This is a genomic window from Sphingobium fluminis, from assembly GCF_037723805.1.
GTDB lineage: Bacteria > Pseudomonadota > Alphaproteobacteria > Sphingomonadales > Sphingomonadaceae > Sphingobium.
In genome coordinates, this window is the sequence record NZ_JBBJUK010000002.1 from 292978 (window position 1) to 317664 (window position 24687).

Annotated in this window: 23 protein-coding genes; 5 read left to right on the plus strand and 18 right to left on the minus strand. The window is 64.8% G+C overall.

Annotated features, from left to right (window positions below):
* Positions 1 to 93 precede the first annotated feature (93 nt).
* The 3 genes from WG907_RS07530 to WG907_RS07540 all read left to right on the plus strand — a co-directional run bounded on the left by WG907_RS07530 (position 94) and on the right by WG907_RS07540 (position 2820).
* The gene (locus WG907_RS07530) at positions 94 to 1212 is read left to right on the plus strand and encodes a glycosyltransferase (protein WP_340232131.1); all 1119 of its coding nucleotides are present in this window, start codon (positions 94 to 96) and stop codon (positions 1210 to 1212) included.
* A gap of 79 nt (positions 1213 to 1291) precedes the next feature.
* A complete protein-coding gene (locus WG907_RS07535) occupies positions 1292 to 2392 on the plus strand; it encodes a CDP-alcohol phosphatidyltransferase family protein (RefSeq protein WP_340232132.1) in 1101 nt (366 codons plus the stop codon).
* A complete protein-coding gene (locus WG907_RS07540; protein WP_340232133.1) occupies positions 2392 to 2820 on the plus strand; it encodes an HIT family protein in 429 nt (142 codons plus the stop codon). The genes WG907_RS07535 and WG907_RS07540 overlap by 1 nt, the downstream gene beginning before the upstream one ends.
* On the opposite strand, the gene WG907_RS07545 is transcribed toward WG907_RS07540, so the two are convergent.
* Positions 2808 to 3575, minus strand: a complete 768-nt coding sequence (locus tag WG907_RS07545; RefSeq protein ID WP_340232134.1) for a phosphocholine cytidylyltransferase family protein — start codon at positions 3573 to 3575, stop codon at positions 2808 to 2810. The genes WG907_RS07540 and WG907_RS07545 overlap by 13 nt on opposite strands.
* Positions 3576 to 3710: 135 nt before the next feature.
* Here WG907_RS07545 and WG907_RS07550 point away from each other — a divergent pair, with 135 nt between their 5' ends.
* Entirely contained in the window at positions 3711 to 5063 is a 1353-nt protein-coding gene (locus WG907_RS07550; protein ID WP_340232135.1) for a lipopolysaccharide biosynthesis protein, read from the plus strand.
* A 29-nt stretch (positions 5064 to 5092) separates the two neighbouring features.
* Here WG907_RS07550 and WG907_RS07555 read toward each other — a convergent pair whose 3' ends face one another.
* From WG907_RS07555 to WG907_RS07595, 9 genes are all read right to left on the minus strand, one after another.
* Positions 5093 to 5596 carry an asparaginase domain-containing protein gene (locus WG907_RS07555; RefSeq protein WP_340232136.1) on the minus strand — a complete coding sequence of 168 codons (504 nt, stop codon included), beginning with the start codon at positions 5594 to 5596 and terminating at the stop codon, positions 5093 to 5095.
* Between the two features lie 47 nt (positions 5597 to 5643).
* Complete coding sequence (locus tag WG907_RS07560; protein ID WP_340232137.1) at positions 5644 to 6456, minus strand: pyrroline-5-carboxylate reductase family protein; 813 nt, start codon at positions 6454 to 6456, stop codon at positions 5644 to 5646.
* 11 nt (positions 6457 to 6467) lie between these two features.
* Positions 6468 to 6974, minus strand: coding sequence for a type III secretion system chaperone family protein (locus WG907_RS07565; protein WP_340232138.1), 507 nt, complete (start codon positions 6972 to 6974; stop codon positions 6468 to 6470).
* A 63-nt stretch (positions 6975 to 7037) separates the two neighbouring features.
* Positions 7038 to 7334, minus strand: a complete 297-nt coding sequence (locus WG907_RS07570) for an accessory factor UbiK family protein (protein ID WP_340232139.1) — start codon at positions 7332 to 7334, stop codon at positions 7038 to 7040.
* A 38-nt stretch (positions 7335 to 7372) separates the two neighbouring features.
* Positions 7373 to 7921, minus strand: coding sequence for a TspO/MBR family protein (locus WG907_RS07575; protein WP_340232141.1), 549 nt, complete (start codon positions 7919 to 7921; stop codon positions 7373 to 7375).
* Between the two features lie 24 nt (positions 7922 to 7945).
* Positions 7946 to 11050 carry an efflux RND transporter permease subunit gene (locus WG907_RS07580; protein WP_340232142.1) on the minus strand — a complete coding sequence of 1035 codons (3105 nt, stop codon included), beginning with the start codon at positions 11048 to 11050 and terminating at the stop codon, positions 7946 to 7948.
* A gap of 4 nt (positions 11051 to 11054) precedes the next feature.
* Positions 11055 to 12107, minus strand: coding sequence for an efflux RND transporter periplasmic adaptor subunit (locus WG907_RS07585; protein ID WP_340232144.1), 1053 nt, complete (start codon positions 12105 to 12107; stop codon positions 11055 to 11057).
* A gap of 85 nt (positions 12108 to 12192) precedes the next feature.
* The gene (locus WG907_RS07590; RefSeq protein ID WP_340232146.1) at positions 12193 to 12933 is read right to left on the minus strand and encodes a TlyA family RNA methyltransferase; all 741 of its coding nucleotides are present in this window, start codon (positions 12931 to 12933) and stop codon (positions 12193 to 12195) included.
* Positions 12933 to 14951 (minus strand): protein-disulfide reductase DsbD family protein, encoded by a 2019-nt coding sequence (locus WG907_RS07595; RefSeq protein ID WP_340232148.1) that lies wholly within the window; start codon positions 14949 to 14951, stop codon positions 12933 to 12935. Before WG907_RS07595 ends, WG907_RS07590 begins: the two co-directional genes overlap by 1 nt.
* 78 nt (positions 14952 to 15029) lie before the next feature.
* Here WG907_RS07595 and WG907_RS07600 point away from each other — a divergent pair, with 78 nt between their 5' ends.
* Complete coding sequence (locus tag WG907_RS07600) at positions 15030 to 16685, plus strand: alkaline phosphatase family protein (RefSeq protein WP_340232150.1); 1656 nt, start codon at positions 15030 to 15032, stop codon at positions 16683 to 16685.
* A gap of 21 nt (positions 16686 to 16706) precedes the next feature.
* On the opposite strand, the gene epsC is transcribed toward WG907_RS07600, so the two are convergent.
* The 8 genes from epsC to WG907_RS07640 form a co-directional block, all read right to left on the minus strand.
* Positions 16707 to 17717, minus strand: a complete 1011-nt coding sequence (gene epsC, locus WG907_RS07605) for a serine O-acetyltransferase EpsC (RefSeq protein ID WP_340232151.1) — start codon at positions 17715 to 17717, stop codon at positions 16707 to 16709.
* A 100-nt stretch (positions 17718 to 17817) separates the two neighbouring features.
* Complete coding sequence (locus WG907_RS07610) at positions 17818 to 19149, minus strand: ATP-binding protein (protein ID WP_340232152.1); 1332 nt, start codon at positions 19147 to 19149, stop codon at positions 17818 to 17820.
* The gene (locus tag WG907_RS07615) at positions 19146 to 19856 is read right to left on the minus strand and encodes a response regulator (RefSeq protein WP_340232154.1); all 711 of its coding nucleotides are present in this window, start codon (positions 19854 to 19856) and stop codon (positions 19146 to 19148) included. The genes WG907_RS07610 and WG907_RS07615 overlap by 4 nt, the downstream gene beginning before the upstream one ends.
* 162 nt (positions 19857 to 20018) lie before the next feature.
* Positions 20019 to 20864, minus strand: a complete 846-nt coding sequence (locus WG907_RS07620; protein WP_340232155.1) for a TorF family putative porin — start codon at positions 20862 to 20864, stop codon at positions 20019 to 20021.
* Between the two features lie 234 nt (positions 20865 to 21098).
* Positions 21099 to 22598 carry a SulP family inorganic anion transporter gene (locus tag WG907_RS07625; protein WP_340232157.1) on the minus strand — a complete coding sequence of 500 codons (1500 nt, stop codon included), beginning with the start codon at positions 22596 to 22598 and terminating at the stop codon, positions 21099 to 21101.
* A gap of 5 nt (positions 22599 to 22603) precedes the next feature.
* A complete protein-coding gene (locus tag WG907_RS07630; protein WP_340232159.1) occupies positions 22604 to 23302 on the minus strand; it encodes a carbonic anhydrase in 699 nt (232 codons plus the stop codon).
* 112 nt (positions 23303 to 23414) lie between these two features.
* Entirely contained in the window at positions 23415 to 24125 is a 711-nt protein-coding gene (locus tag WG907_RS07635) for a response regulator (protein ID WP_340232161.1), read from the minus strand.
* Positions 24122 to 24562, minus strand: a complete 441-nt coding sequence (locus WG907_RS07640; RefSeq protein WP_340232163.1) for a hypothetical protein — start codon at positions 24560 to 24562, stop codon at positions 24122 to 24124. The genes WG907_RS07635 and WG907_RS07640 overlap by 4 nt, the downstream gene beginning before the upstream one ends.
* Positions 24563 to 24687: the final 125 nt, after the last annotated feature.

A 24687-nucleotide genomic window follows, 5' to 3' on the forward strand; every position in this document is an offset into this window, starting at 1 on the left:
CCCTGCTAAAGGGCTTTGCCGGCGGCGGCTGGCGTCGCTAATAGGGCCCCCGATGCCCCATCCATCTGTTCGCATATCGTTCAAAAACCGGCCATGATCGCCATTGCCAATTATGATTTCCGGGCCAGCGGAACGGTCGCGAAATCGATCGAGATCGCGATTGCACTGCAAAATGCGGGCGTTCCGGTGGAATTATGGGTCGTTCGTGCCCAGGGGCCCTTGCGCGATCGCGTTCCTCAGGGGCTACCCGTGATCGAAACCGGCTCGGGCCTGAGGCTAAGATGGCGCGCCGTCGACCTGATCGCCAACATCGTCGGTCTGGCTGTCGCGATCCGCCGGCGCCGGCCCAGCCTGTTCCTGTGCGGCGGCAACCATCTGCTGCTGCCCAGCCGGATAAGCAGCTGGCTGAGCGGCCGCCGAAGGCAGATGCTGTGCGGCGCGCGCGCCAGCAATTCGAGCCAGCGCGCCGGCCGATCCCGGCAGGCAATCCATCGCGAGATCCGACTGAAGTTCGGCAGCCGCGACTTCGTCGTCGCCGTATCGCAGGAGCTGGCCGACGAACTGCAGGCGGCGCGGCTGAAATGCCGGATCGCGGTGATTCCCAATGGCGTCGACCTCGATCGGATCGACCGGCTGGCCGCCGCGCCCTGCGATCACCCCTATTTTCAGCAACCCGGCGGGCCCGTCCTGGCCGCCATGGGCCGGATCACGCACCAAAAGGGTTTCGATACGATCATCGACGCCCTTGCGCTACTGCCGGTCGAGACGGGCGCGCGGCTCATCATCATCGGCGCCGGCACCCACCGCGAGGTGCGAACGCTCTACAAACAGGCGGCGCGGCTGGGCGTCGCCGACCGGGTGAGTTTCGCCGGATATCGGGACAATCCGTTCGCTTTCCTGGCGCGCTGCGACCTGTTCGTCAGCGGATCGCGCTGGGAGGGCGCGAGCAACGCGCTCATCGAAGCGCTTGCGTGCGGCCTGCCCCTCGCGGTCACGGATTGTCCGACCGGAAACAGGGAGGTCGTGCTGCGCGGCCCCTATGGGACCTTGGCCGAGATAGACGATGCCGCCAGCCTCGCAGCCGCGATCACCACCGAGCTGGACAAGCGGCGGCCCCGGTCCGGTCAGTCGGCAGGCGCTCGGCATTGGGCGATCGAACACTGCCTCGCGCAATGGGTGGCGACATTGCGGCAGGAACGGCCGCTCGCCTGAATTGCTTGACGTCCGTCCCCTTCCCCTAAAGTCGGCGACCCGTCTTTCCTTTGCGCCATGGCCCCCTTACGGATGCATGATGACCAGTCTTTCTTCCCAGCATCTTTCCACCCCCATCGGCCCGGTCGCGCTGCTGGGCGCATGCGACACGCGTATCTGGGGCATGTCGACGGCCGAACGCTATCGGCGCATGATAAAAGAAGCGGCCGGCCGGGGCGACCGGCTGGCCGACGGCCATGTCCTGGCGATCAGCCTGGAGCATGTGTTCGATCCGCTGCTGCTCCGCGAAGCGCTCAAGACGCCGGGAACGGCCTTCACCCTGGACGGCGAACTGCTGGTGGGGCAGGTTCGGGCGGGCGATGAGGATCGCATCGTTGACGCCATCGAACTGTCGGACGGTCGCCTGATCTACAATCCGCAGTTGCGCAAGCTGGAAACCCCGTTCGCGCAGAGACTGACGCGGCAAAGCCGCCCGGCGATCGAACGGCGCAGCTATTTCGGCGCCTATAAGGGCGTGACCGACCTGTTGACCAAATATCTGTGGCCCGAACTCGCCTTCGTGCTGACGCGCGGCGCAGCGCGAATCGGCATGACACCCAATATGGTGACGGCGATCGGCGCGCTGTGCTGCGTGGCGGCGACCCTGTTGTTCGCGCAGGGGCTCTACTGGACCGGGTTTCTGGCGGGGTTCATCTTCATGGTGCTCGATACGGTCGACGGGAAGCTGGCGCGCTGCACGATCACGTCGTCGAAATGGGGTGATTTCTTCGACCATGGCATCGACCTCGTCCACCCGCCCTTCTGGTGGTATGCCTGGGGCATCGGTCTGTCGGCCTGGGGGCTGGCGCTCGATGCTGACAGCTTCTGGCTGGTGATGGCGGTGATCCTGGGCGGCTATGTGCTGCAACGCGTGATCGAGGGTATTTTCATGCGCGCCTTTGGCATGCATATCCATGTGTGGCGGCGGTTCGACACATGGTTCCGGCTGATCACGGCGCGCCGCAATCCCAATATGGTGATCCTGTTCGTCGCGCTGCTGTTTGGACGGCCCGATACCGGACTGATCGCGGTGGCCTGGTGGACCGCGATCTCGCTGCTGGTCCATGGCGTCCAATTGGTACAGGCCTATATCGCCCGCGCACAGGGGGAGCCGATCAGAAGCTGGCTGGAGACCGCTTGATGAACGCTACGATCCGCAAATTCGGTTATCCAGCGACGCTGATCGCGACATTCGACCATTGGGTTGTGTTGCTGCGCCCCGCGCAGCCGACTTTGGGATCGCTGGTGCTGGCGGCGCGATCGGATGCGACCGCCTTCGGCGATCTGCCGGCGGAGGCGCATGCGGAGTTGAAGACGGTGACGGCGGCGATCGAGGCCGCGCTGTCGGGCGCTGTCGATTATGCGAAGATCAACTATATCATGTTGATGATGGTGGACCCGCATGTCCATTTCCACGTCATCCCCCGCTATGAGGGGGAGCGCAGCGCACACGGCCTCACCATCGGCGATGCCGGCTGGCCAGCGCAGCCCGATCTCGGAAAGGCAGTGAAGCTCGACGAGGCGCAGATCGCTGCGCTTGGCGGCTGGCTCAAGCCCTATTTCGCGTAGCGGCCTTCGGCGACCCAGCGCGCGGTAAGCGCCGTCGCGGCTTCGACATCCTGCGGGAAGTCTACCTCCTGCCACTCCATGCCCTCGATCGAGACCGTGCCGACCCGGTTGCCCTTGGCGATCAGGTCGATGGCGCGCAGATACCAGCGCTCGACCCCCTCGGGCGTGCGCATCATCTGATCGATCTGGCCGCGGAAGATCGCCGGGCCTTCACCGGTAAAGGCGAGCATACCGATCGATTCGGCGTTGGTGTCAGGCGGCAACAGCCGCTTGCCGATGGCGTGAAGGCGGCCGCTTTCGTCGCGGCTGACCTTCATATCGTCATCGTCATACTCGCCGCTCTTGACGTCGACCGTGACGGTGATCGCATCCTGCGCCCCCGCGATCAGCCTGGCCACGATTTCCTGAGAGACGATGGTGTCGCCGTTGAGGATGATGAAGTCGCGATCCATCTCTTCCCGCGCGATCCAGCAGGTGCCCAGATTATCCGCGACCTGAAAGAAGGGGTTGAACAGCGTCCTGATCCGCGCGCCGGTGTCGCGATAAAGCTGGAGCGCATGATCTTCCACCCGCTCGGTCCGAAAGCCGGTGACGACGACGATGTCGGTCACACCGTTGGCCGCAAGCGCCGCGACCTGCCAGCTGATGAGGGTGCGCCCGTTGAAGTCGATCATGCATTTGGGCACGTCGCGGGTCAGTGGCAGAAGGCGCGATCCTTGCCCGGCGGACAGGATGATGGCTTTACTGATGCTCATGACCCGGCCCTATCGCGCTTTTGCCCGTTTTGGAAGCGGGCTGCTTGACAGCCGATTTGGCCATTTGCCCTCCGTCGCTGCCCGTCCTAGATAGGCGCGCGTCGCACGGGCGCGATCGAAAGGCCGGCTGGAGCAGTGAAAAAGAAGCGCGGATCGGGCGGTGCGCAGGAGGGGTTCGCCCGCATCCTTGCCAATACCGGCTGGCTGCTGGGCGGCAAGGGCGTCGGCGCGGTGCTGAGCCTTGCCTATCTCGCCATCGTTACGCGAACGCTGGGGGTCGCCGATTATGGCCGCTTCGCGCTGGTGCTGAGCGCGGCGCAGGTCATCAGGACGCTGGTCAGCTTCGACAGCTGGCAGATCGTCGTGCGTTACGGCCAGCCGCATCTGGCGGCCGGGAATGGCGATGCGCTCAACCGGGTGCTGCGTTTCTGCATCCTGATCGATCTCGCCTCGGCGCTCGTCGGCGGCGTGGTGGCGGGGGGGATCGTGCTGCTGTTCGGCGGATTGCTGGAGCTGGCGCCCGGCATGGGCTTGCAGGCCTGGCTGTTCTGCATCGTGATGATGGTGACGATCCGGTCGAGCCCCACCGGCGTGCTGCGCCTGCTGGATCGCTTCGATTCGGCCGCGATCGCCGAAACCATGGTGCCGGTCGGCCGGATGATCGGCGCGGCGCTGGCGCTGGCGTTCCTCCCCACCATCACCGGCTTTCTTATCAGCTGGGCGGCGGCCGAACTGCTGTGCGCCGCGACCTATTGGGGATTGGCGCTGCGCATCGGGCGCGGGCGGATCGGTCACTGGCGGGCCGGTCGGACGCTGGACGCGCGACGGGAAAACCCCGGCATCGTCGGCTTTTTGACCGCGACCAACCTCCAGACCACCTTGTCGTCCATGGGCCAGCAGGTCGCCGTCCTGATCGTCGGGCTCTTCGTGGGGCCTGTCGGCGCGGGACTGTATCGCCTCGCCAACCAGCTTGCCCAGTCGCTCACCAAGATTTCGACCTTGCTCTCGCGCAGCATCTTCGTCGAGTTGACCCGCACCCATGCGAGCCAGGGTGCCGAAGCGCTGCGGACATTGTTCGTCCGAACCAACCGGCTGGCGATGATCGCCGGTGCGGTCATCATCGCGCTGATCCTCTCGATCGGTCATCCGCTGCTGGGGCTGATCGCCGGCAAGGCGTTCCTGCCCGCCTACCCGCTGCTGCTGCTGCTCGGTATATCCGCATGCATCGACTTGGTCGGGGTAAGTTATCGCCCGCTGCTGATGGCGACCGACAGGTCGGGACTGTCATTGCGGCTGACCTTTGTTTCGACCGCTTTGCTGCTCGGCATGCAGGCAGCGCTGCTGCCGATTTACGGCACGATAGGCGCGGCGGTGGCGAACATCATCGCGTCGGTCGCGGGTTTCCTGATGATGGGGCTGGCCAGCCGCCGGGCGGTTCGTGGCCGGATCGTTACAGCGGATATGCCAGACATGAAGGACCTTGCCTGACGAGAGCGGCCTGACGAGAGCGGGCCTGATCAGCGCGGGATAGGAACGAAAGCGCCCTTTTCGCGATCCTTGACGACCTGATCGGCACGGAACACCGATCCGCTCATGGTGATATAGACGCCGGGCGCGGCGACCTGTGCCGTCGCGAAGGCCATGCCGAGGTTGAAGCTGGCGTCGCTCTCGCCAAAGCGCGCGGGTGCGAGCGCGCCGACCAGCACGATTGTCTTGCCGATGATGTCGGTGAGGCGTTTAGCGGTGTCCGTTATGGTATCGGTGCCATGCGTGATGACGATATGATGTTCCGGCGCGGCCAGCACGCGCTCGCGCAGCGTATCGCGGTCGGCCTCCGTAAGCTCCAGACTGTCCTTGCGCACGACTTCCTCGATGCGGAAGGGGCGCTTGACGCGGGCGACCTCCAGCAATTTCGCCATCACCGTTTCGCCGACTTGATAGTCGGACAAAGCGTCGAAATAGACTTTGTCGATCGTGCCGCCGGTGGTCAGGATGAGGACGGGTCGGTCGGGGTCAAGCATGAGCGAGCCTCAAATGATCGAGGAAGAATGGGGATATCCCGTGGAGATTATTCGCCGCGCGCCATGGCCTCGCCCCGCGCCTTCGCCGCGACGAGCGTATCGGTCAACAGATGCAGCAGCCGGTCGTCGGCGTCGAGTATATCCAGTCCCTTGCGCGTCATGCCGCCAGGGCTGGCGACCTGATCGGCGAGCGTCGCCGGACTGTCCGACGCGCGGGCGGCCATGGTGGCGGCCCCCTGCACCGTGCCCAGCGCCATCCGCGCCGCCTGATCGGCCGGGATACCGATCGCCTGCGCCGCGCGCGACAGCGCATCGACGAATCGGAAGAGAAAGGCGGGGCCGCAGCCCGACAGCGCCGTGACCGCATTGAACAGCGCCTCGTCTGCGATCCATTCGACAAGGCCGAGCGGTGCAATCAGACTTTGCGCCATGCTCTTCGCCTCCGCCGATGTCAGCGCATCGACGTGCAGCGCCGTGACGCCCTGACCGATCCCGACCGGCAGGTTCGGCATGGCCCGCACGATATCATACACCATCGGAAAGCGCGCGCGAAGTTCGGCGAGCGGGGTGCCGGCGAGGATCGAAAGGATCGGCGTATCGGCGCGACAGTGGGGGCCAAGCGCCTGCGCCACCTCGCCAATCTGATAGGGCTTCATGCCAAGCAGGATCACCGTGCCGGCGGGAAGCGCGGCGGGATAGTCGGTGACGACCATAACGCCGTCCGCCACGGCACGGCCGCTTGGACGCAGCACCATGACCCGCGCGGGATCAAGGCCGCAGGCAAGCCAGCGGGACAGCATCTGCCCCGCCATATTGCCGCAGCCTACGAGAAACAGATGGGAAGGCCAGTCGATTGTCATCGGATAGCGGCTCAGGCTTCGCCGCGCGTTTCGATGAGGCTGGCGGAGATCGCTTCGGACGGGCTTTTCCCCCCCCACAGGACGAACTGGAAGACCGGATAGAAGCGCTCGCATTCGTCGATCGCCGTTTCCACCAGCAGTTGCGCCTGATCGAGCGTCAGCGTGCCGCCCGGCCCCAGCAGCGCGCCGTGGCGGAAAAGGATGATCCCACTCGACGACCATAGTTCGAAATGGCCGAGCCAAAGCTGCTCGTTGATCAGGCCCAGCGTCTCGTAGATCGCGGCACGCTTTTCGTCGCTGACCCGGATGTCGGGCAGCGCCAGCAGTTGCAGCACCTGATCCTCGTCGCGCCAGATGCCGCGCAACTCATATTGCGCCCAGGATCCTTGCGTATTGGCAACGATCTCGTCCTCGCCGACCTGATCGAAGGTCCAGTCATGCGCTTCGAAATAGGCCGCCAGCATGTCGATCGGCGCGGCTTCCTGTCCCGAATGTTCAAATTCGTCGCTGTCCATCATCCGCGCGCCTTAGCACCGCGAAATCGGAAAGGACAGGCAGGAAGACCGGGCCGCCTCAACAGGCTATTCCGCTACAGAATCCTTGCCCTTGCCGCGCACGGTCTTGGTCACGACTTCGGTAGTGCGGCCCTCGAGCGCATCGATCCGCGCCTTGAGCAATTCCACTTCCTCGCGCGCGCCCGCCGCCAGCGTTTTGACCGCGTCGAACTCCTCGCGCGACACGAAATCCGCGCCGCCGATCCATTCCTTCGCCTTTTCGCGCGCATTGCTCTCGAACTCGCGCGTCATGCCTGCGACCGTGCCGGCCGCGCCATTCACCAGCTTGGCTAGATCATCGAAAATACGGTTCTCGCTCTGCATGGGTCATTTCCTCTTTACGCGCCGCCCGGCGCTATAGCCTATATCTGGGTCCGCAGAGCGGGCGCCACAAGGGTCGCGGCGTCGGGATTGAGCCGGCCGATCTCATAATTGAGGTAGGAAGCGAAAGCGAGCCAGGCAAGGTAAGGCAATAGCAGGAGCCCCGCTCCCTTGCGCACCCGCCAGAACAGGACCGCCGTCATCGCGACCATGACAATCAGCACGAGGATCAGCATCAGCGCGGTGCCGACCTGATGCGCGCGGAAGAAAAGGGGTGACCAAAGGAGATTAAGCAGGAACTGCCCCAGGAACAGCGTGATCGCGAAGCCCCGACCCCGCGCGCCGCGCGCGTGCAGGACCATCGCGAAGGCAAGCGCCATCAATATATACAGGATCGTCCAGGCCACGCCGAACAGCCAGCCGGGGGGCATCAAAGCGGGCTTTTCCAGTGCCGCGAACCAGCGATTTTCATAGCCGCTGTTGGCGAAACGGCCCGACAGGAAGCCAAGGAATACCAGGATGGGGATGGTGAACAACGCCCAGCGCAGATAGGCCAAGCGCAATTGCCCCGGTGACGCGATTTCGTTCATCCGTAACGCTGCTCCCTGACAGCTTTATTCGGCGGCGTTGGGCGAATTCCCGAGCCCCGAATCCAGCCGGCGCCCCACGGTTTGCGGGGAAACTGTGCGCCCCGCAACCCGCGAATAAAGAATCGGGATCAGGAACAGGGTGATGAGCGTCGCGAGTGAAACGCCGAACACGATAACGACGCCGATACTGTGACGCGATGCCGCGCCAGCGCCGCCCCGCACGACGAGCGGCACGGCGCCGATCACCGTCGCTATCGAGGTCATGAGGATCGGGCGTAACCGGCGCTGGGCGGCCTGGCGAATGGCGTGCGCGACCTCCAGCCCCTCGTCGCGCAACTGGTTGGCGAATTCGACGATCAGGATGCCGTTCTTAGCCGCCAGCCCGACGAGCATGACGATGCCGATCTGGCTGTAGAGATTGATGGTCCCCGCCGTGATCGCCAGCCCAATGACGCCACCAGCAACGGCCAGCGGCACGGTGGCGATGATGACGCCGGGATGGATGAAGCTTTCGAACTGGGCGGCGAGCAACAGATAGACGAGCAGGATCGTGAGCGCAAAAACCAGCCAGATCGATCCGCCCGTTTCGCGCAACGACTGGCTTTCGCCGCGATAGCCGATCGCCAGCACTTCGGGCGACTGCCGTGCCAGCCCTTCCAGATAGGTCAGCGCTTCGCCGAGCGAATAGCCAGGCGCAAGCGCGGCGGTCAGCGTGATCGCGCGCAGTTTGTTGAAACGGTTGAGCTGGCGCGGCCCCGCGACCTCGCGCACGGTGACAACTGCCGATAGCGGCACCAGTTCGCCGGTCCGGGTACGCACCTGGATGCGTTCAAGATCGGCCAGCGTCCGACGCTCGCTGTCTTCCGCTTGCACCAGCACGCGATATTCCTCGCCGCGATCGACATAGGTTGTCACCCGCCTGGAGCCGAGCAGGCTCTGCAACGCCTGGCTGACATCGTTGACCGAGACGCCAAGATCGCCCGCGCGCTGCTGGTTCACCTCGATCCGCATTTGCGGCTTGGTTTCCTTATAATCGCTATCGACGTTGATGAGGCCGGGATTGGCAGCGGCGGCAGATATTATCCGATCTCGCGCGGCGACCAGCCCTTCATAGGTGGAGCCGGCAAGCACGAGATTGACAGGTAGCCCCCTGCCCCGTCCAAGTCCCGATCGCGGCGCGGCGTTGCCGCGCACGCCGGGCTGGTCGGCGATGATCTTGTTGATCGCATCGGCGACTTGCGCTGTGGTGATCGAGCGGTCTTCCCAGGGCTGGAGAAAGGCAATGACGTTGCCGCTGTTGAAATCATCGGTCGTGCCAAAGCCGCCGGGGGCGCGGGCGATCAGCACCCGCACCGAACCATCCTTGCGCAGGGGCTCCAGATCATGTTCGAGCCGCTTCAAATAGACTAGCATGCGGGCAAAGCCCGTGCCTTCGGGCGCGCTGATCTGTCCGTCGACGACGCCGGTATCTTCGGCCGGCGCCAGTTCGTTCGGCAGGATGACGAAGGCTGCGGCGGCCAGCCCGAGGAATAACAGGACAGCCAGCAGCGGGCGCAGCGGCCGGAGCAGAACGCGGTCGAGGCTGCGCGCATAGGCTGCTTCCACACTTTTGAAGCGATCGTCCACCCAACGCGACAGCCGGCCACGTTCGGCGTTCCTGAGCAGCTTGGAACAGAGCATCGGCGCGAGGCTGAGCGATATGAAACCGGAAAAGGCGATCGCCGCGATCATCGCGATCGCCAATTCGCGGAACAACAGGCCGGTCTGGCCCGCAAGGAACATCACGGGCACGAAAACGGCGCAGACCACCAGCGTGGTCGAGATGATCGCGAAGCCGACCTGCCGCGTGCCAAGATAAGCGGCGACCAGCGGATCATCGCCCTGCTCCACCCGATGATAGACATTTTCGAGTACGACGATGGCGTCATCGACGACCAGTCCGATCGCCAGCACGAAGGCGAGGAGGGTCAGGAGATTGATCGACAGGCCCAGCATCCACATCACCGCGCAGGTCGCGAGCAGGCAGATCGGCACCGTGACGGCGGGCACCAGCGTCGCCCGCACCGATCCCAGAAACAGAAAGATGACGAGGATGACGAGCAGCGCCGCTTCCACCAGCGTGTCGTACACATTGTCGATGGCGCGGCTGATGAACAGCGAATCGTCCGTTCCGATCCGCGCCTTCATGCCGGGCGGCAGGGTCGGCTCCAGCTGCTTGACGAGCGCCTTCGCGCGATCTGCGACCTCGAGCGTATTGGCCCCGGACTGGCGGATGATGCCGAGGCCGATAGATGTGCCGCCGTTGGCGCGAAAGGCGGAATAGGGATTTTCCGCGCCTTGCTCGATCCGCGCCACATCGCCAAGCTTGACCTGATAGCCGCCGGCGCCGCGCGCCACGACAAGTTGCGCGAACTGGTCGGGCGTCGAAAAGGATCGATCGACGCGCAACGTCTGATTCTGGTCTTTCGATTCGAAACGGCCGGCGGGCAGTTCGACATTCTGCGCCCGCAGAGCATTTTCGATGTCGGCCGGCGTGAGCCCGAACGCGGCGAGTTTGCCGGAGTCCAGCCAGATGCGCGTCGATGAGCGCGCTTCGCCAGCCATGAATACGCGCGCGACGCCATCGATCGCGGAAAAACGGTCATTCACATTCCGGTCGAGATAATCGGTGATCTGGATCGGCGTCCACCGGGGGTGAGCGAAGGAAATGAACAGGATGGGCCGGGCGTCGGCATCGACCTTGCGGATCTCGGGGGCGAGCGCGTCTTCGGGCAAGTCCTGTATCGCAGCGCCAACCCGGTCACGCACATCATTCGCGGCCGAATCGATATCCCGCGAGGAATTGAATTCAACATTGATATCGGACGTGCCATCCTGCGACGTCGAGGTGATCGTTTGGATGCCCTGGATGCCGGCGAGCGAATCCTCGAGGATCTGGGTGATGCGCGTTTCGACCACCGACGCCGCAGCGCCGGTATAGGTCGTCTCGACCGACACGACCGGCGGATCGGTATCGGGATATTCGCGCACCGACAGGCTGCGATAGCCGATGATCCCGACGATGCAGAGCAACAGCGCGATAACCGCGGAAAAAACAGGGCGGCGGACGGAAAGGTCGGAAAGCTGCATCGACCTAGCCGCCCGCTTTGGCCGGTTCGCCACCCTTGGGCTTTTCCCCCGGCAATCGCACCGGAACGCCGTCCGAGAGTTTGACGACTCCCTCGGTCACGATCGCCTGACCGGGTTTAACCCCGTCCAGTATCTCGACCAGCCCGTTCTGGCGGATGCCGGTCTTCACCGGAACGCGGCGAGCCTTATGGTCTTCCACGACATAGAGAAAGCGATTGTCGCCGTCGCCCACCACAGCCAGTTCCGGTGCGGCGAGCGACTGCCGCTGGCGCGACAGGACGCCGACGGTCAGCAGCATGCCCGGTTTTAGCGCTCGATCGGGATTGGGCAGGATGGCGCGAACCTTGACGGCACGCGTCGCCGGATCGATCACCGGGTCGATCGTGGCGATGGTCCCTTGGAAAGGCCTGTCCGGCCAGGCGGCGGACACGGCCCGGATCGGCTGCCCTTCGCGGATCGCCGACAGGCGGGTCTCGGGGATGGTGAAATCCAGCTTTATGCGCGAAATATCGCTGACCGTGGCGATCGGCGTGCCAGCCGTGACGACTGTGCCCGCCGACACGGTGCGCAGGCTCGCCCAGCCCGAAAAGGGCGCACGGATGACACGATCGCCGATCGAGGCGCGGGCAAGCTGCGCATTGGCCCGGGCGGCGCTGGCCAGCGCGACCTGTTGATCCAGGCTGGCGGAGGTGGCGAAACCGCGCGTCTTGAGCGCCTGAATGCGGCTTAGCTGCTGCATCGCCTGCATCGCCTGCGCGCTGGCGGCGGCGAGTTCCGCCGTCTCCTGCCCTTGCGCCAGCGTCGCGATCACCTGCCCCCGCGCGACATAGCCGCCATCGGCGAAATGGATCGCGGTGATCCGCTCCGTCACCGGTGCGGACAATATCACCTGCTCGTTGGCCAGCGCCGTACCGACCGCATCGAGCGAGTCGGTGAAGGTCGCCCGCGATAGGGGGGCAACCTCCACCAGCGCGGTCGGGCGTGGCTTCTGCGGCTTGCCCGCGCCGCAGCCGGACAGGGATATAAACAGGATGGCAATGGTGAGGGAAGATCGCATGGGAACGCGCTGACGGGCCTTTCAGGAGCGACGCAGCGGCAGCGTGTGTCGCAACATTGTTCTCAATCGGGAAACGAATGGCGTGTCAGTTTCCGCCAAGCCGGGCGTGGATCAGGAACTCGACATTGCCCTGTGGCCCGGTGATGGGGCTGGAGACGATGCCTTGCACCACCCAATGTTCCGCCTCGACCCAATGCCGCACATCGGCGCAGACGCGGTCGTGGACGGCGGGGTCGCGCACGACGCCGCCCTTGCCGACCTCGTCGCGGCCCGCCTCGAACTGCGGCTTGATGAGCGCGACCAGCAAGGCGCCGGGCCGGGCGAAGCGCATCGGCCGCTCCAGCACTTTGGACAGCGCGATGAAGCTCGCGTCGCAAACGATGATGTCGATCGGCTCGGGCACATGGTCGGCGGTCAGGATGCGCGCGCTCGTCTGTTCATGGACGATGACGCGCGGGTCGGAGCGTAGTTTCCAGGCGAGCTGGTTCGTCCCGCTGTCCACCGCATAGACGCGCACCGCGCCATTGGTCAGCAGCACGTCGGTAAAGCCGCCGGTAGAACTGCCGACATCCATCGCAACCATGCCGGTGACGTCCAGCGCGAAATGATCGAGCGCATGGGCGAGCTTGATACCACCGCGCGACACCCACGGATGGTCGCGGCCGCGCACGTCGAGCATGGCGTCGTCGGCGACCTGCTGCCCCGGCTTGTCAATCTTGCGTTCGCCAAGATAGACGAGCCCCGCGAAGATCAGCGCCTGCGCGCGCGCCCGGCTTTCAGCGAGGCCCCGGTCGACGAGCAACTGGTCGGCGCGCGCCTTCGCCATCAGCGCACCAGCGCCGTGAGCGTCGCCGGGGTGAGGAGTTGCGGCAGGGTCAGCGCAGCCTTGCCCGGCGCATACCAGAGGTAAAGCGGGACGCCCGAGCGGCCCTGCGCCTCAAGGAAGCGGCTGATCGCTGGATCGGCGTTGGTCCAGTCGCCGGCCATGACCGTGACGCCCGCTTTTTCAAACGCCGCGCGGGTTTCGGCGCGGTCGATGGCCGCGGCTTCGTTCGCCTTGCAGGTCAGGCACCAGTCGGCGGTGAAGTAGAGGAAAACGGGCTTGTTCGCGGCGCGCAGACCGGCAAGCCGGGCTTCGTCGAAGGGGATGGAAGTGGTTTCGCCGATTGCAGATGCGGGTGCGCGGTGCGGAAGAAGCGCGATCGTCCCCGCCAGCAGGGCGAGCGCCAAAATCCCGACCGCCGGCCAGCCGCACTTGCCCGCGCGCTGGCGACCGCCCAGCCACCAGAGCAGCAAGGCGACGCCCAGCGCCGCGCCAAGGCCGATCGTCATGCCGGCCACGCCGCGCTGTTGCCCCAGCAACCAGGCAAGCCCGAGCGCGGTCAGCAACATCGGGACGGCAAGTATCTTCTGAAGGCGGCTCATCCACGCGCCCGGCCTTGGCAGGCGGGTCCGTAACGCCGGGAGATAGGCGAGCAGCATGAAGGGCAGCGCAAGGCCCAGCCCCAGCCCGGCGAACACCGCCAGCGCGCCGGCGACCGGCAGCACGAGCGCCGCGCCCATGGCCGCGCCCATGAACGGGCCGGTGCAGGGCGTCGCCACGAACGCGACCAGTGCGCCGGTCCAGAATGCGCCCGCCACGCCACCGCGTGCGGCTAGACGGCCACCGCCACCGAACGCGGGAAGCTCGAACAGCCCGGCGAGATTGAAGGCGATGGCGGTCACCAGCAGCAGCAGCGTCAGGATGATACGCGGGTCCTGCAACTGGAACGCCCAGCCGACGGCCGCGCCCGCCGCGCGCAAGGCGAGCAGCAGGCCGCCCAGCGCCAGACAGGTCGCGATCACCCCCGCGCCATAGGCGAGCGCCTCGCGGCGCACCTCCCGTTCGTCGCCGCCAGTGCGAGCGAGACTGAGCAGCTTGAGACCGAGAATCGGAAAGACGCAGGGCATGACATTGAGCAGCAGGCCACCCAGTATCGCGCCTCCAAGAGCGAGTAGCGCTGTAATCATTGTCCCGTTGGCGGGCGATGCGACTTCACCCGGTCTCGCCGTCAGGAGGAACCCGACATGATCGCCGGTTCGCAATACGGCTTGCACCATGTCCCTGCCGCCACCCTGCCCAGCTTCGGTCTCGATCAGCAGGCGGTCGCCGTCGCGGCGGATCGACTGCGGCGCGGCGTAACGCGTCAGGCCTTCGGCGAGAGGAAAGAGGTGGATGTCGTTCGCCTGTGCGCTGGCGGGAAAGGGCACCGACAGGCGAAGCTTGCCGCCCGCGACCGCATAGCGCGCCTCTGCGCCCAAAGGCCGCGGCAGATGCGCGCGCCAGCCATCAAATTGCGCGCGGGCGGCCGGTGCGATCAAGCCGTGGCCCACGACCAGATCGAGCGCCATCTGTCCGCTTTGCGGCACGCAGATCTTGTCGGTGCAGGCGAGCCAGTCAGCCTTTACGCGCACTGGCAGGCGGGTCCCGGGCATGACATTCGGCGCGACGGTCAGGCTCGCCAATATGGCATAGGGGCCTTCATAGACATGATTCATGAGCCCTGAAATCAACAGCGTCTCCGGCACCGGATAGCGCAGCGCGCCGACCGTGACCCCCTTGGGCAACCTCCAATGCACGGTCATGCCAAGGCCCGCATCGCCCGGATTTTCCCAATAGCCATGCCAGCCCCGCTGCGGCGTCATGGCAAAGGCGATGGTCGTCGCCTGACCCGGCGCGGGGGAGGCGCTTTCCGCAACCAGCCGCGCGGCGATATGAGACTCTCCGCCAAATGCGCCCTGCGCGCTGGCGGGTGCCGCGAACATCAGCGCCAATGTCATCAGAAGGACATGAAAAATCCGCATCGGGCCTCTGGTTTGGTGCAAGTCAGCGGGCTAGGTCCGGGGGGGCTGCCCGTCAAGGCAAGAGAAGGTGTTAGCCCCATGAAGAAAAGCGTCGCCGCCCTGCTGATCGCGACCGCCGCTCCGGCGATGGCGCAGCCTGCTCCGCCCCCTGCCTCGGTTGCTGCCCCCACACAACCGCCCAGGCTGATCGTCGCCATCGCGGTCGACCAGTTTTCGGGCGACCTGTTCAACGAATATCGCCAATATTATAGCGGCGGCCTCAAGCGGTTGACGCAAGGAGCCGTATTCCCGCGCGGTTATCAGAGCCATGCCGCCACAGAGACCTGCCCCGGCCATTCGACCATATTGACCGGCAGTCGCCCCTCGCGCACCGGGATTATCGCCAATAGCTGGTTCGACCTGTCCACCGCGCGGGCCGACAAGGCGATCTATTGCGCCGAGGATGAGAACCAGCCCGGCACGACCAGCGATAATTATATCGCCTCGCCGGTCCATCTCAAGGTGCCGACACTGGGCGGGCGCATGAAGATCGCGAATCCGGCGACGCGCGTCGTTTCGATCGCCGGCAAGGATCGCGCCGCGATCATGATGGCGGGGCCGACCGCCGATCAGGTCTGGTGGCTCAGCCCCAAAGGCTATGTGAGCTATAAGGGCGTGCCCACCCCGCCGCTGGTCGCGAAGGTCAATGAGGCGCTGGCGCAACGGCTCGGCCAGCCCAACCCCGGTTTCGAACTGCCGCCGCAATGCGCAGCCAAGGATTTTCCGGTCGCCGTGAGCGCCGCCAAAACGGTCGGCACAGGCCGGTTTGCGCGTGACGCCGGCGACTTCGCCAAGTTTCGTGGCTCGCCCGAGCAAGATGCGATGACGCTGGTGCTGGCAGCCGGCGCGATCGAGGCGATGGGGCTTGGCCGACAGGCACAGACCGACATCATTTCGATCGGCCTGTCGGCTACGGACGTGATCGGCCATGCCTATGGCACGGAGGGCGCGGAAAGCTGTATTCAGGTAGACCGGCTGGACCGGGAACTGGGTGCGTTCTTCGATCGGCTCGACAAGGATGGCATCGACTATGTCGTCGTGCTGACCGCCGACCATGGCGGCCATGACCTGCCCGAGCGGCATCGGCAAAATGCCATGCCGATGGAAAGTCGCGTCGACCCGGCGCTCAGCCCCAGGGCGCTGAACGCGGCCATCGGCGAAAAGACCGGGCTTGCCGGCAAGACGCTGATCTGGGGCGACGGCCCGGCAGGCGATCTTTATTTCGACAAGGGCCTGACGCCTGCCCAACGCAAGACGGTCGAGGCGGAGACGCTCAAGCTGCTGCGCGCCAATCCGCAGGTGCAGGTGGTTTTCACGCATGCAGAGATCGCGGCATCGCCAGCCCCGTCCGGCCCGCCGGAAAGCTGGAGCTTGTTGCAGGAAGCGCGTGCGAGCTTCGACGCACAGCGTTCGGGCGATCTGCTGCTGCTGCTCAAACCGCGCGTGACGTCGATCCCCGATGGAACCAAGGGGGCCGTGGCCACCCATGGCAGTCCATGGGACGTCGACCGGCGCGTGCCAATCCTGTTCTGGCGCAGGGGCATGCGGCATTTCGAACAGCCGCTCGGTGTGGAGACGGTTGACATCATGCCGAGCCTCGCCGCGTTGATCGGCTTGCCCGTGCCCACGGTGGAGATCGACGGCCGCTGTCTCGACCTGATCGCGGGCAGCGGCGACAGTTGCGCGCGGCGGTAATCCTCCCTGCGCAGGAAAAAATTAGATATTCTGTGCGATCCCGTCGCCGCCATCCGCCACAAGGGCGTGGACGCGATGGGGCGCAGTGGCTTCGGCCCTGCTCGTCACTTCATAATGCGCCCGCGCCTGCCGCACCTGGCTGTCGGCGGGCAGGCTTTCGGTCAGCCAGACATTGCCGCCGATGACCGAGCGGCTGCCGATGATGATGCGGCCAAGGATGGTTGCGCCGGCGTAGATGACGACATCGTCCTCGATGATCGGATGGCGCGGAATCGCCTTTTCGAGCGCACCCTTCTCGTCGGCCGGGAAGCTGCGCGCGCCCAGCGTCACGCCCTGATACAGCCGCACCCGATCGCCGACGATGGCGGTTTCGCCGATGACGACGCCGGTGCCATGATCGATGAAGAAACTGCGGCCGATGGTCGCCCCGGGATGAATGTCTATGCCGGTGCGCGAATGGGCGATTTCGGAAATGATCCGCGCCACGAGCGGCGCGCCGAGATCATACAGCCGGTGCGCGAGCCGGTGATGGATGATCGCGAGCATGCTCGGATAGCAGATCAGCACCTCATCGACGCTGCGCGCGGCGGGATCGCCCAGAAAGGCCGCGTCGACATCGGTGTCGAGCAATATGCGCAGGGCCGGCAAACTCTGGGCAAAGCCGCTGATGATGCGGGCGGCTTCGCGATCGACGACCGTAGCCGGCTCGCCCTTGAGGGCGTAGATCAGTTCCAGCCGGATCTGACCGTACAGGCGACTGAGCACCGTCTGGAGCGTTTCCGCCACGAAGGCGTCCTCGTTATGCAGCCGCACGAAGCTGGGGCCGAGGCGCAGCGGGAACAGCGCCCCGCAGAGCGACAGCATGATCTTGGTGAGGTTAGCGCGCGACGGGAATCCCTCCGCCCCATATTCGGCGTGATGCTGTTGCTCCTGCCGCCAGCGTGTGCGCGCCGCACCAAGATCGGCTACCAGCCGGTCGATATCCCAATAGCCTTCGAGGATGCGGTCCCCGTCTTCGATGCCTGCCGTCATGGGCGCCTCTTTGTGAACAGACCTGTCGATTAGCGGGCCAGCGACGCAAGGGTAAATGAGTTTTGCTTGTCCAGACCGAGTTTGTGTTTGTGCGCCTCGCTCAGGCGGTAATGGACGTAAGATTGCGCATCAGGCGGATTTCGGCCCGCAGTCCCGCGTCGGGCCGGTTGATCAGCGCCAACTCTCCGCCTTCGCGCGCGACAGCGCGATCGACGATGGCGAGACCCAGGCCCAGCCCGTGCGTGTTCCGGCTGCGCGCGGTGTCGAGCCGCAGGAAGGGCGTCAGCACGTCGGCCAGTCGGTCTTCGGGGATGCCGGGGCCGTCATCATCGACCCTGACCACGGCCCGGTCGCCATCGGCCATCAGCGAGACCCGCGCACGCTCGCCATAATGAAGCGCGTTTTCCACGAGATTGACGATCGCACGGCGCAGCGCATGAGGACGCGCAACCAGTTCCAGATGATCGGGGCCTTCATAGGTGACGTCCCGGTCCTGATCCTGATACTCATCGACGATGGTCGCCAGCGTCACGGCAAGGTCGGTGCGGGCAGGCAGTTCCGGGTCCTTCTCTCCCCCCAGAAAGGCAAGCAGCGATTCGATCATCTCGCCCATTTCGGCAAGGTCTTCGCCCATCGCGTTGCGCAAGTCGGCGTCGGGCACATCGTCCAGCCGCAATTGCAGTCGCGCGAGCGGCGTACGCAGGTCATGGCCGACCGCCGCCAGCGTTTCGGTCCGCTCGGCAATCAGGCGGTGAATGCGCTCCTGCATCGCGTTGAAGGCGCGGATGAGGTTGCGCACGTCATTGGCCCCCGCTTCCTGCACCTCGACCTGTTCGCTCAGGCCAATCCGCTCGGTCGCGCGGGTCAGGTCGCGCAGCGGCGCGAGCGTCCGCCGGATCATGATGCCGCCGACGACGAGCAGAGCCACGACCGGAATGAGCGCCAGCCCCATGCGCCCGATCGTGAATTCCCAGCGTCCCCCGGCATGTCGCATGCCGAAATGCAGCCAGCTGCCGTCGGCCAGTTGCATGCCACCGCTGATTTCCGACATTCGCCCCGGGGAAGTCAGCCGCAGGCGCAAGCCCGCCTGTTCGAGCGAAGGCTCCCACGCGACGATCTGCCGCCGCATCCGCTCCAGCTCGGGCGCGAGCGGCGGCGCGGGCGGGGACGTGGGCGTCCAGTGAATGTCGTAGCGATCGGTGGTGAGCTGAATCGCGAGCGTGCGCCGGTCCTCGGGCGGCTGTTCTGCGATCAGCTTGCGCGCGATGACGAGATGTTCGGCCAGCCGGCGGGCGTCATCATCCTGCAGGGACAATTGGCTGGCGCGCTCATAGATCAGCGTGCCGACGGCGAATTCCAGCGTCAGCGTCAGCAGCAGGATCGCGAACAATCGGCCGACAAGGCCGAGCGACCGGCTGACATGCCGCCTCAAGCGCGGCTGACCTCGGCATTGAACATATAACCGACGCCGCGAACGGTGGTGATCGGCGCACCTTGTTCCTGCGTCGACAGCTTGCGGCGCAACCGGCTGACCAGCACGTCGATGCTGCGGTCCGAACTGTCGCCCATGCGGGTGCGGGACAGTTCGATCAGGCGCTCGCGCGCGATGACCCGCTGCGGGTGGCTGAGGAAGCTGACCAGCAGATCGAATTCCGCGCCCGTGAGGTCGACGATCCCGCCGGTCGGGGATCGAAGCTCGCGCCGCGGGAAGTTGACGCTCCAGCCATCGAAGCGTGCTTCGGTTTCGCGATGATCGTCCGGCCCGCGCTCGACGCCGACGCGGCGCAGGATCGCGCGGATGCGGGCGATCAGTTCGCGGGTGCCGAAAGGCTTGGGGAGATAATCGTCGGCGCCCAGTTCCAGCCCGACGATCCTGTCGGTCTCGCTGCCCTTGGCGCTGATGAAGATGATCGGCACGTCGCTCTTGCGGCGCAACTGGCGGCACAGGTCGATGCCGTTGGTGCCTGGCAACATGACGTCGAGAACGACGAGATCGGCTGGTCCTGCTTCAAGCGCGATCCACATTTCCGGGCCGGAGGATGCGGGCCGCACTTCATAGCCATGCTCCTGAAGCGCCCGTGCCGTCAGGGTGCGCAGCGGCGGATCGTCTTCGACCAGAATGATGGACGGCGCGGTCATGAAGGCTGGCAAAGTAAAGGGTTCATGCTGTTGCGAGATAGGGGTCGACCTATCGAGGGTCAACCAGACCTGGCTGCCGAAACGGGGCGCTGAAGGCGCAGCAACAATTTGTCATGCTTAGGAAATTATGCCGGACCCGGCGAACCGGGTCCGGCACGGGCATCAGAAAGCAGCGGTTACCGAAAAGACCACCTGGCCGCTCGAAATCGACTTGCCGTTCCCTTTGCTGTTTTCCAGAACCTCGAAGGCCCCCGCCAGATAGGCGCGGTCGGACTTCGAAATGTCCGTGTCGACATAAGCGATACCGACCGTCAGTGGCGTCCCCGGAATGGCGGCATCGGCGCCGACCATCCAGTCGAGATATTTGCCGGTCGGCGCGATCGAGGTGCCACGCGGACCAAGGCCCGGATTGCCGTCGGAATAGCCCAGATGCGCCTTCAGCGTTACCGGCGTGTTCGGGATCGCACCGCTCACATCACCCCAGATATAGAGGTTGTCGCCCTTGTCGCCCGGATCGAAGATCGTACACGCGGAGTCGCTGCAAACCGTTCCCAAAGCCTTCTGCTTGGGCGCGTAGGCGACGCCGAGCAGGCCCTTGACCGGTCCCATCTGCGACGACAGCTTGATATAGGGCTCAGCGAAGTCAGTCGTGTCGGCGCCCGACGGATACATATACCATGTCAGACCGACGTCGAGGGTCGCGCCGCCCAGCGGAATGGCATAGCCCGCGAACAGGTCGAGTTCCATATTGGAACCGCCGAACCGGCCCCAGCCGCCGAGGTTCGAACCCCAGGTGCCGGCATAAAGGCCGCTTTCATGCGTGACCGTAAGGCCACCCTGAACGGCCATGCCCTTGTCGGACTGCGAAACGCCCCGGAAGCGATAATCTGACACCAGGCCCACGCTGCCCGTGACGGTGATTGGCTTTGCTGGCTCTTCCTGGGCAAAGGCCGGCGCGCTGGACATAAGCGCCAGTGCGGCACAGGCGATTTGATATTTCATGAACATTCCCCTTTGGAAAAGAAATGTTCCTTCCTGCGTCCGCCCATTCCATCGATCTGTGAATATTGCCGTGAATATGAGCGACGCATTCATTGTTATTGTGCAGTGCGGCATGAATAAAGAGGTTTTGACGACCTATATTCTGTTATTATGCGCGCGTGATATTTACGGCACTGTTATTTTCTGTTGAATGTCCAAATGTTTCTAATTGGTTTCTATATAGTGGCGGAATATGAAATGTCATTGAACGACCAGCCGACGCATCTTTTCACTCGCGCCGAACAATTGGACCTCTGCACCGGTCCCGCGCCGGCGATCCACCCATTCCTTTAGCATTTCCGCGCTGGTGTGATCGATATGCGCCAGTCGCTCCAGATTGAGGACCACCAGCGCCCGCGCGGGCATCGCCTCCAGCCGCGCCGACAGCTTGGGCAGGGTGAGGAAGGTCGCCGATCCGCTGAACGCCATTTCATGCGCATCGCCCCGGCTGCCCTCATCCAGCCTGAGGCCGAGCTTTCGCATGTGCGGCACGAGTTCCACCAGCGAAAGCGCGAGGCCGACCAGCACGCCCGTCAGCAAATCGGTCGCCACGACCATGATCAGCGTCGCCGCCCACACGATCGCGGGCAGCGGTCCATATTGATGCATCAGATGCCGGACATGATCGAAGCTGACGAGCCGGACGCCCGTCACCACCAATATGCCCGCCAGCGCCGCCATCGGGATTTCCCGCAGCAGCCAGGGCAGCAAGGCGACGAAGCCCAATATCCACGCGCCATGCAATATGGTGGACAGCCGAGTCATGGCCCCGGCCTGAACATTCGCGGAACTGCGTACGATCACGCCGGTCATCGGCAGCGCGCCGGCAAAGCCGCACAGCAGGTTGCCGACACCCTGTGCGCGCAATTCCTTGTTGTAATCGGTGCGCGGACCGTCGTGCATCCGGTCCACTGCCGCCGCGGACAGCAGCGTCTCCGCGCTCGCGATGAAAGCGATAGCGAGCGCCGTCGTGAGGATCGCAGGGTTCAAAAGTTGCGCCAGCAGTCCCTGCTCGGGCAGGCTGATGGCGGCGACGATGGATTCGGGCACCGTGACGCGGGCGACGGAAAGGCCAAGAGCGAAGGCCGCGATCGTCGCTACCAAAACGCCGACCAGGGCGCCGGGCACCAGCTTCATCGAGGCCGGCCGGAATTTCTCCCATCCCAGCATTGAGCCGATCGTGAGCAGGCCGACGGCAAAGGCCGTGGCCATATCCTGATCGCCAAGGCCCAGAAGCTTGCCGGGCATCGCAACCAGATTGGCCAAGCCGCTCGGCAAGGGCTTGTGATCGAACAGAACATGGAACTGCCCGACGACGATCAGCACGCCGATGCCCGCGAGCATGCCATGAACGACCGCCGGGGATATGGCGCGAAACCAGCCGCCGACGCGCAGGATGCCGGCGACGACCTGAATCGCGCCGGCAAGGATCAGGATGGGTCCAAGTGCGGACAGACCGTGATCGCGCACGATTTCGAACACGATGACGGCAAGGCCCGCGGCCGGGCCGCTGACCTGAAGCGGCGATCCCGCGAGAAGACCGACGACGAGACCGCCGATGATGCCGGTGATCAGGCCCTTTTCCGGGGGTACGCCGGACGCTATGGCGATGCCCATGCACAGTGGCATCGCCACCAGGAACACGACGATGGACGCGGTGAAGTCACGGCTGAAACTGCCGCCGGAAAGAGCCTTGATCATGGGGGTTACTCCGCCGCCTGGGCGTAATCGAAGCCGGCCGCAAGACGGCGTGCATGCGGCAGCGCTACTGGCAGGGGCATGTCTTCGCGCAGCGGCATGAACCGGCCGGTATCGCCATCAAGGCCGAGCACCTGCCCGGCATGGATATCGACATACCAGCCATGCAGCGCGATCTCTCCGCGAGCGATGCCCGATGCGATCGACGGATGGGTGCGCAGATGCGACAGCTGCACCACCACATTTTCCAGCGCCATGTTGCGCAGCTTTTCCGCGTCATCGATATCGCTGGGGTAACTTTCCCGACACAGTTTTTGCGCTGCATGGGAATGGCGCAGCCAGGCGGCGACATTAGGCATGGCCGTCAGATCGGCGTCGGTCGCAAGCGCCTTCATCGCGCCGCAATCGCTATGGCCGCATACGATGACGTCGCGCACGCCCAAAACCATGACGGCATATTCGACCGTGGCCGTCACGCCGCCGAGCTGGCTTGCATGGGGCGGGACGATGTTGCCGGCGTTCCGGCAAACGAACAGGTCGCCGGGGTTCGCCTGCATGATATGTTCAGGCACGATACGGGAGTCGGCGCAAGAAATCATGAGCGCCTTGGGGCTCTGTCCATCGCTGGCGAGCCGGTTGTAGAGCGCGCTCTGATCCGGGAAGACCCGCTTCTCGAAATCGAACACGCGACCGATGAGCTCGTTCATAAATCCATCCTTTGGCTGAACCGGTCAGGGGGCGGACCGGCTGCTGATCATAGGATAGGGAACGGGCTTTGCTGCGGCGCAGCGGCTTTGTTAAAAATCATGTCTGCGCCATTCAGCGCCATTGAACAGTTGCGCTGAACATGTAGCCGGCGCCGCGCACGGTAACGATCGGGGCGCTGCTGTGCTGATAGGTCAGCTTGCGTCGCAAGCGGCTGATGAGCACGTCGATGCTCCGGTCGGACGACGGCGCGGCGCGAACTCCCGCCATTTCCATGAGCCTTGCCCGCGCAATCACCCGCTGCGGATGATCAAGTATCGCCGCCAGCAGCGAAAATTCCGCCGCCGTCAACTCGACGATGGCACCGCCCGGATCGCGGATTTCACGACGCGCGAAGTCGACGATCCAGCCATCGAAATGCGCCTCGGTCTGACGATGCGTGCCCACCGCCTCCCCTCGCCTGCGGCGGCGCAGCACGGCGCGCAGCCGCGCCGCCAGTTCGCGCGTCGAATAGGGTTTGGCGAGATAGTCGTCGGCGCCAAGCTCCAGCCCGACCACCCGGTCGACCTCGCTGCTGTGCGCCCCGACCAGGATGATCGGCACGTCGCTGCGTTCGCGGACATCGCGGCACAAATCCATGCCATCGGGTCCGCGCAGATCGGTGTCGAGCACCACCGCACCGACGATCATCTCATCCATGGCGCGCCAGATATCGGCCGCCGAGGCGGCAGGCAGAGCGCGAAACCCGCTCTGCTCCAAGGACTGACGCACCTCAAGGCGCGCGTCTCTCTGCCGCTCGGCAATCAGGATCAGCGGTGGGCTCATCCGCCCTTGACGGTCAGCGCATGGATGCCGTCCAGTTCACCGACCAGCACGGTCCGGTCCTGCTGGGCGATGGCAGCCGCTTCAGCGGCGCGCGCTTGCGAATGGCGCGCGATAGCGGCTTCGATCTGGGGGCGAGCACTGGCGCAGCCGCCGGCATAGGTGCCGGCCAGCGGGGCGAAGTTATGGATCGGCTTGCTCAGCGCGGCGAGGGATGCGCCCTGCCCCTGCACCGCGCGATGGACGACGAGATCTGCCTTCCAGCGGCAGCGCGGCTGGGCCTCGCGCATCGGGTGAACAGCGTTGACCTGTTCGAGATGCAGCGTCGATTGCGTTTGATAAGCGGCGGTATAGGCGGTCGACGCATGGTCGATCCGGGCATTATGGACGGGGTTCGACAGCGTCGCGAGCGCGATGCCCGATGCGAGGGTCAGGAACATGGGGAATTCTCCTTTGCGACCGAAAACATCCGGCAATCTGCCGGGCGGTCACGCAGGATTTAGGCGTCGTGATTGTCTCTGGAATTTGTCGACCGTAACAAATCATTGCTGGCGGCCATCAATGG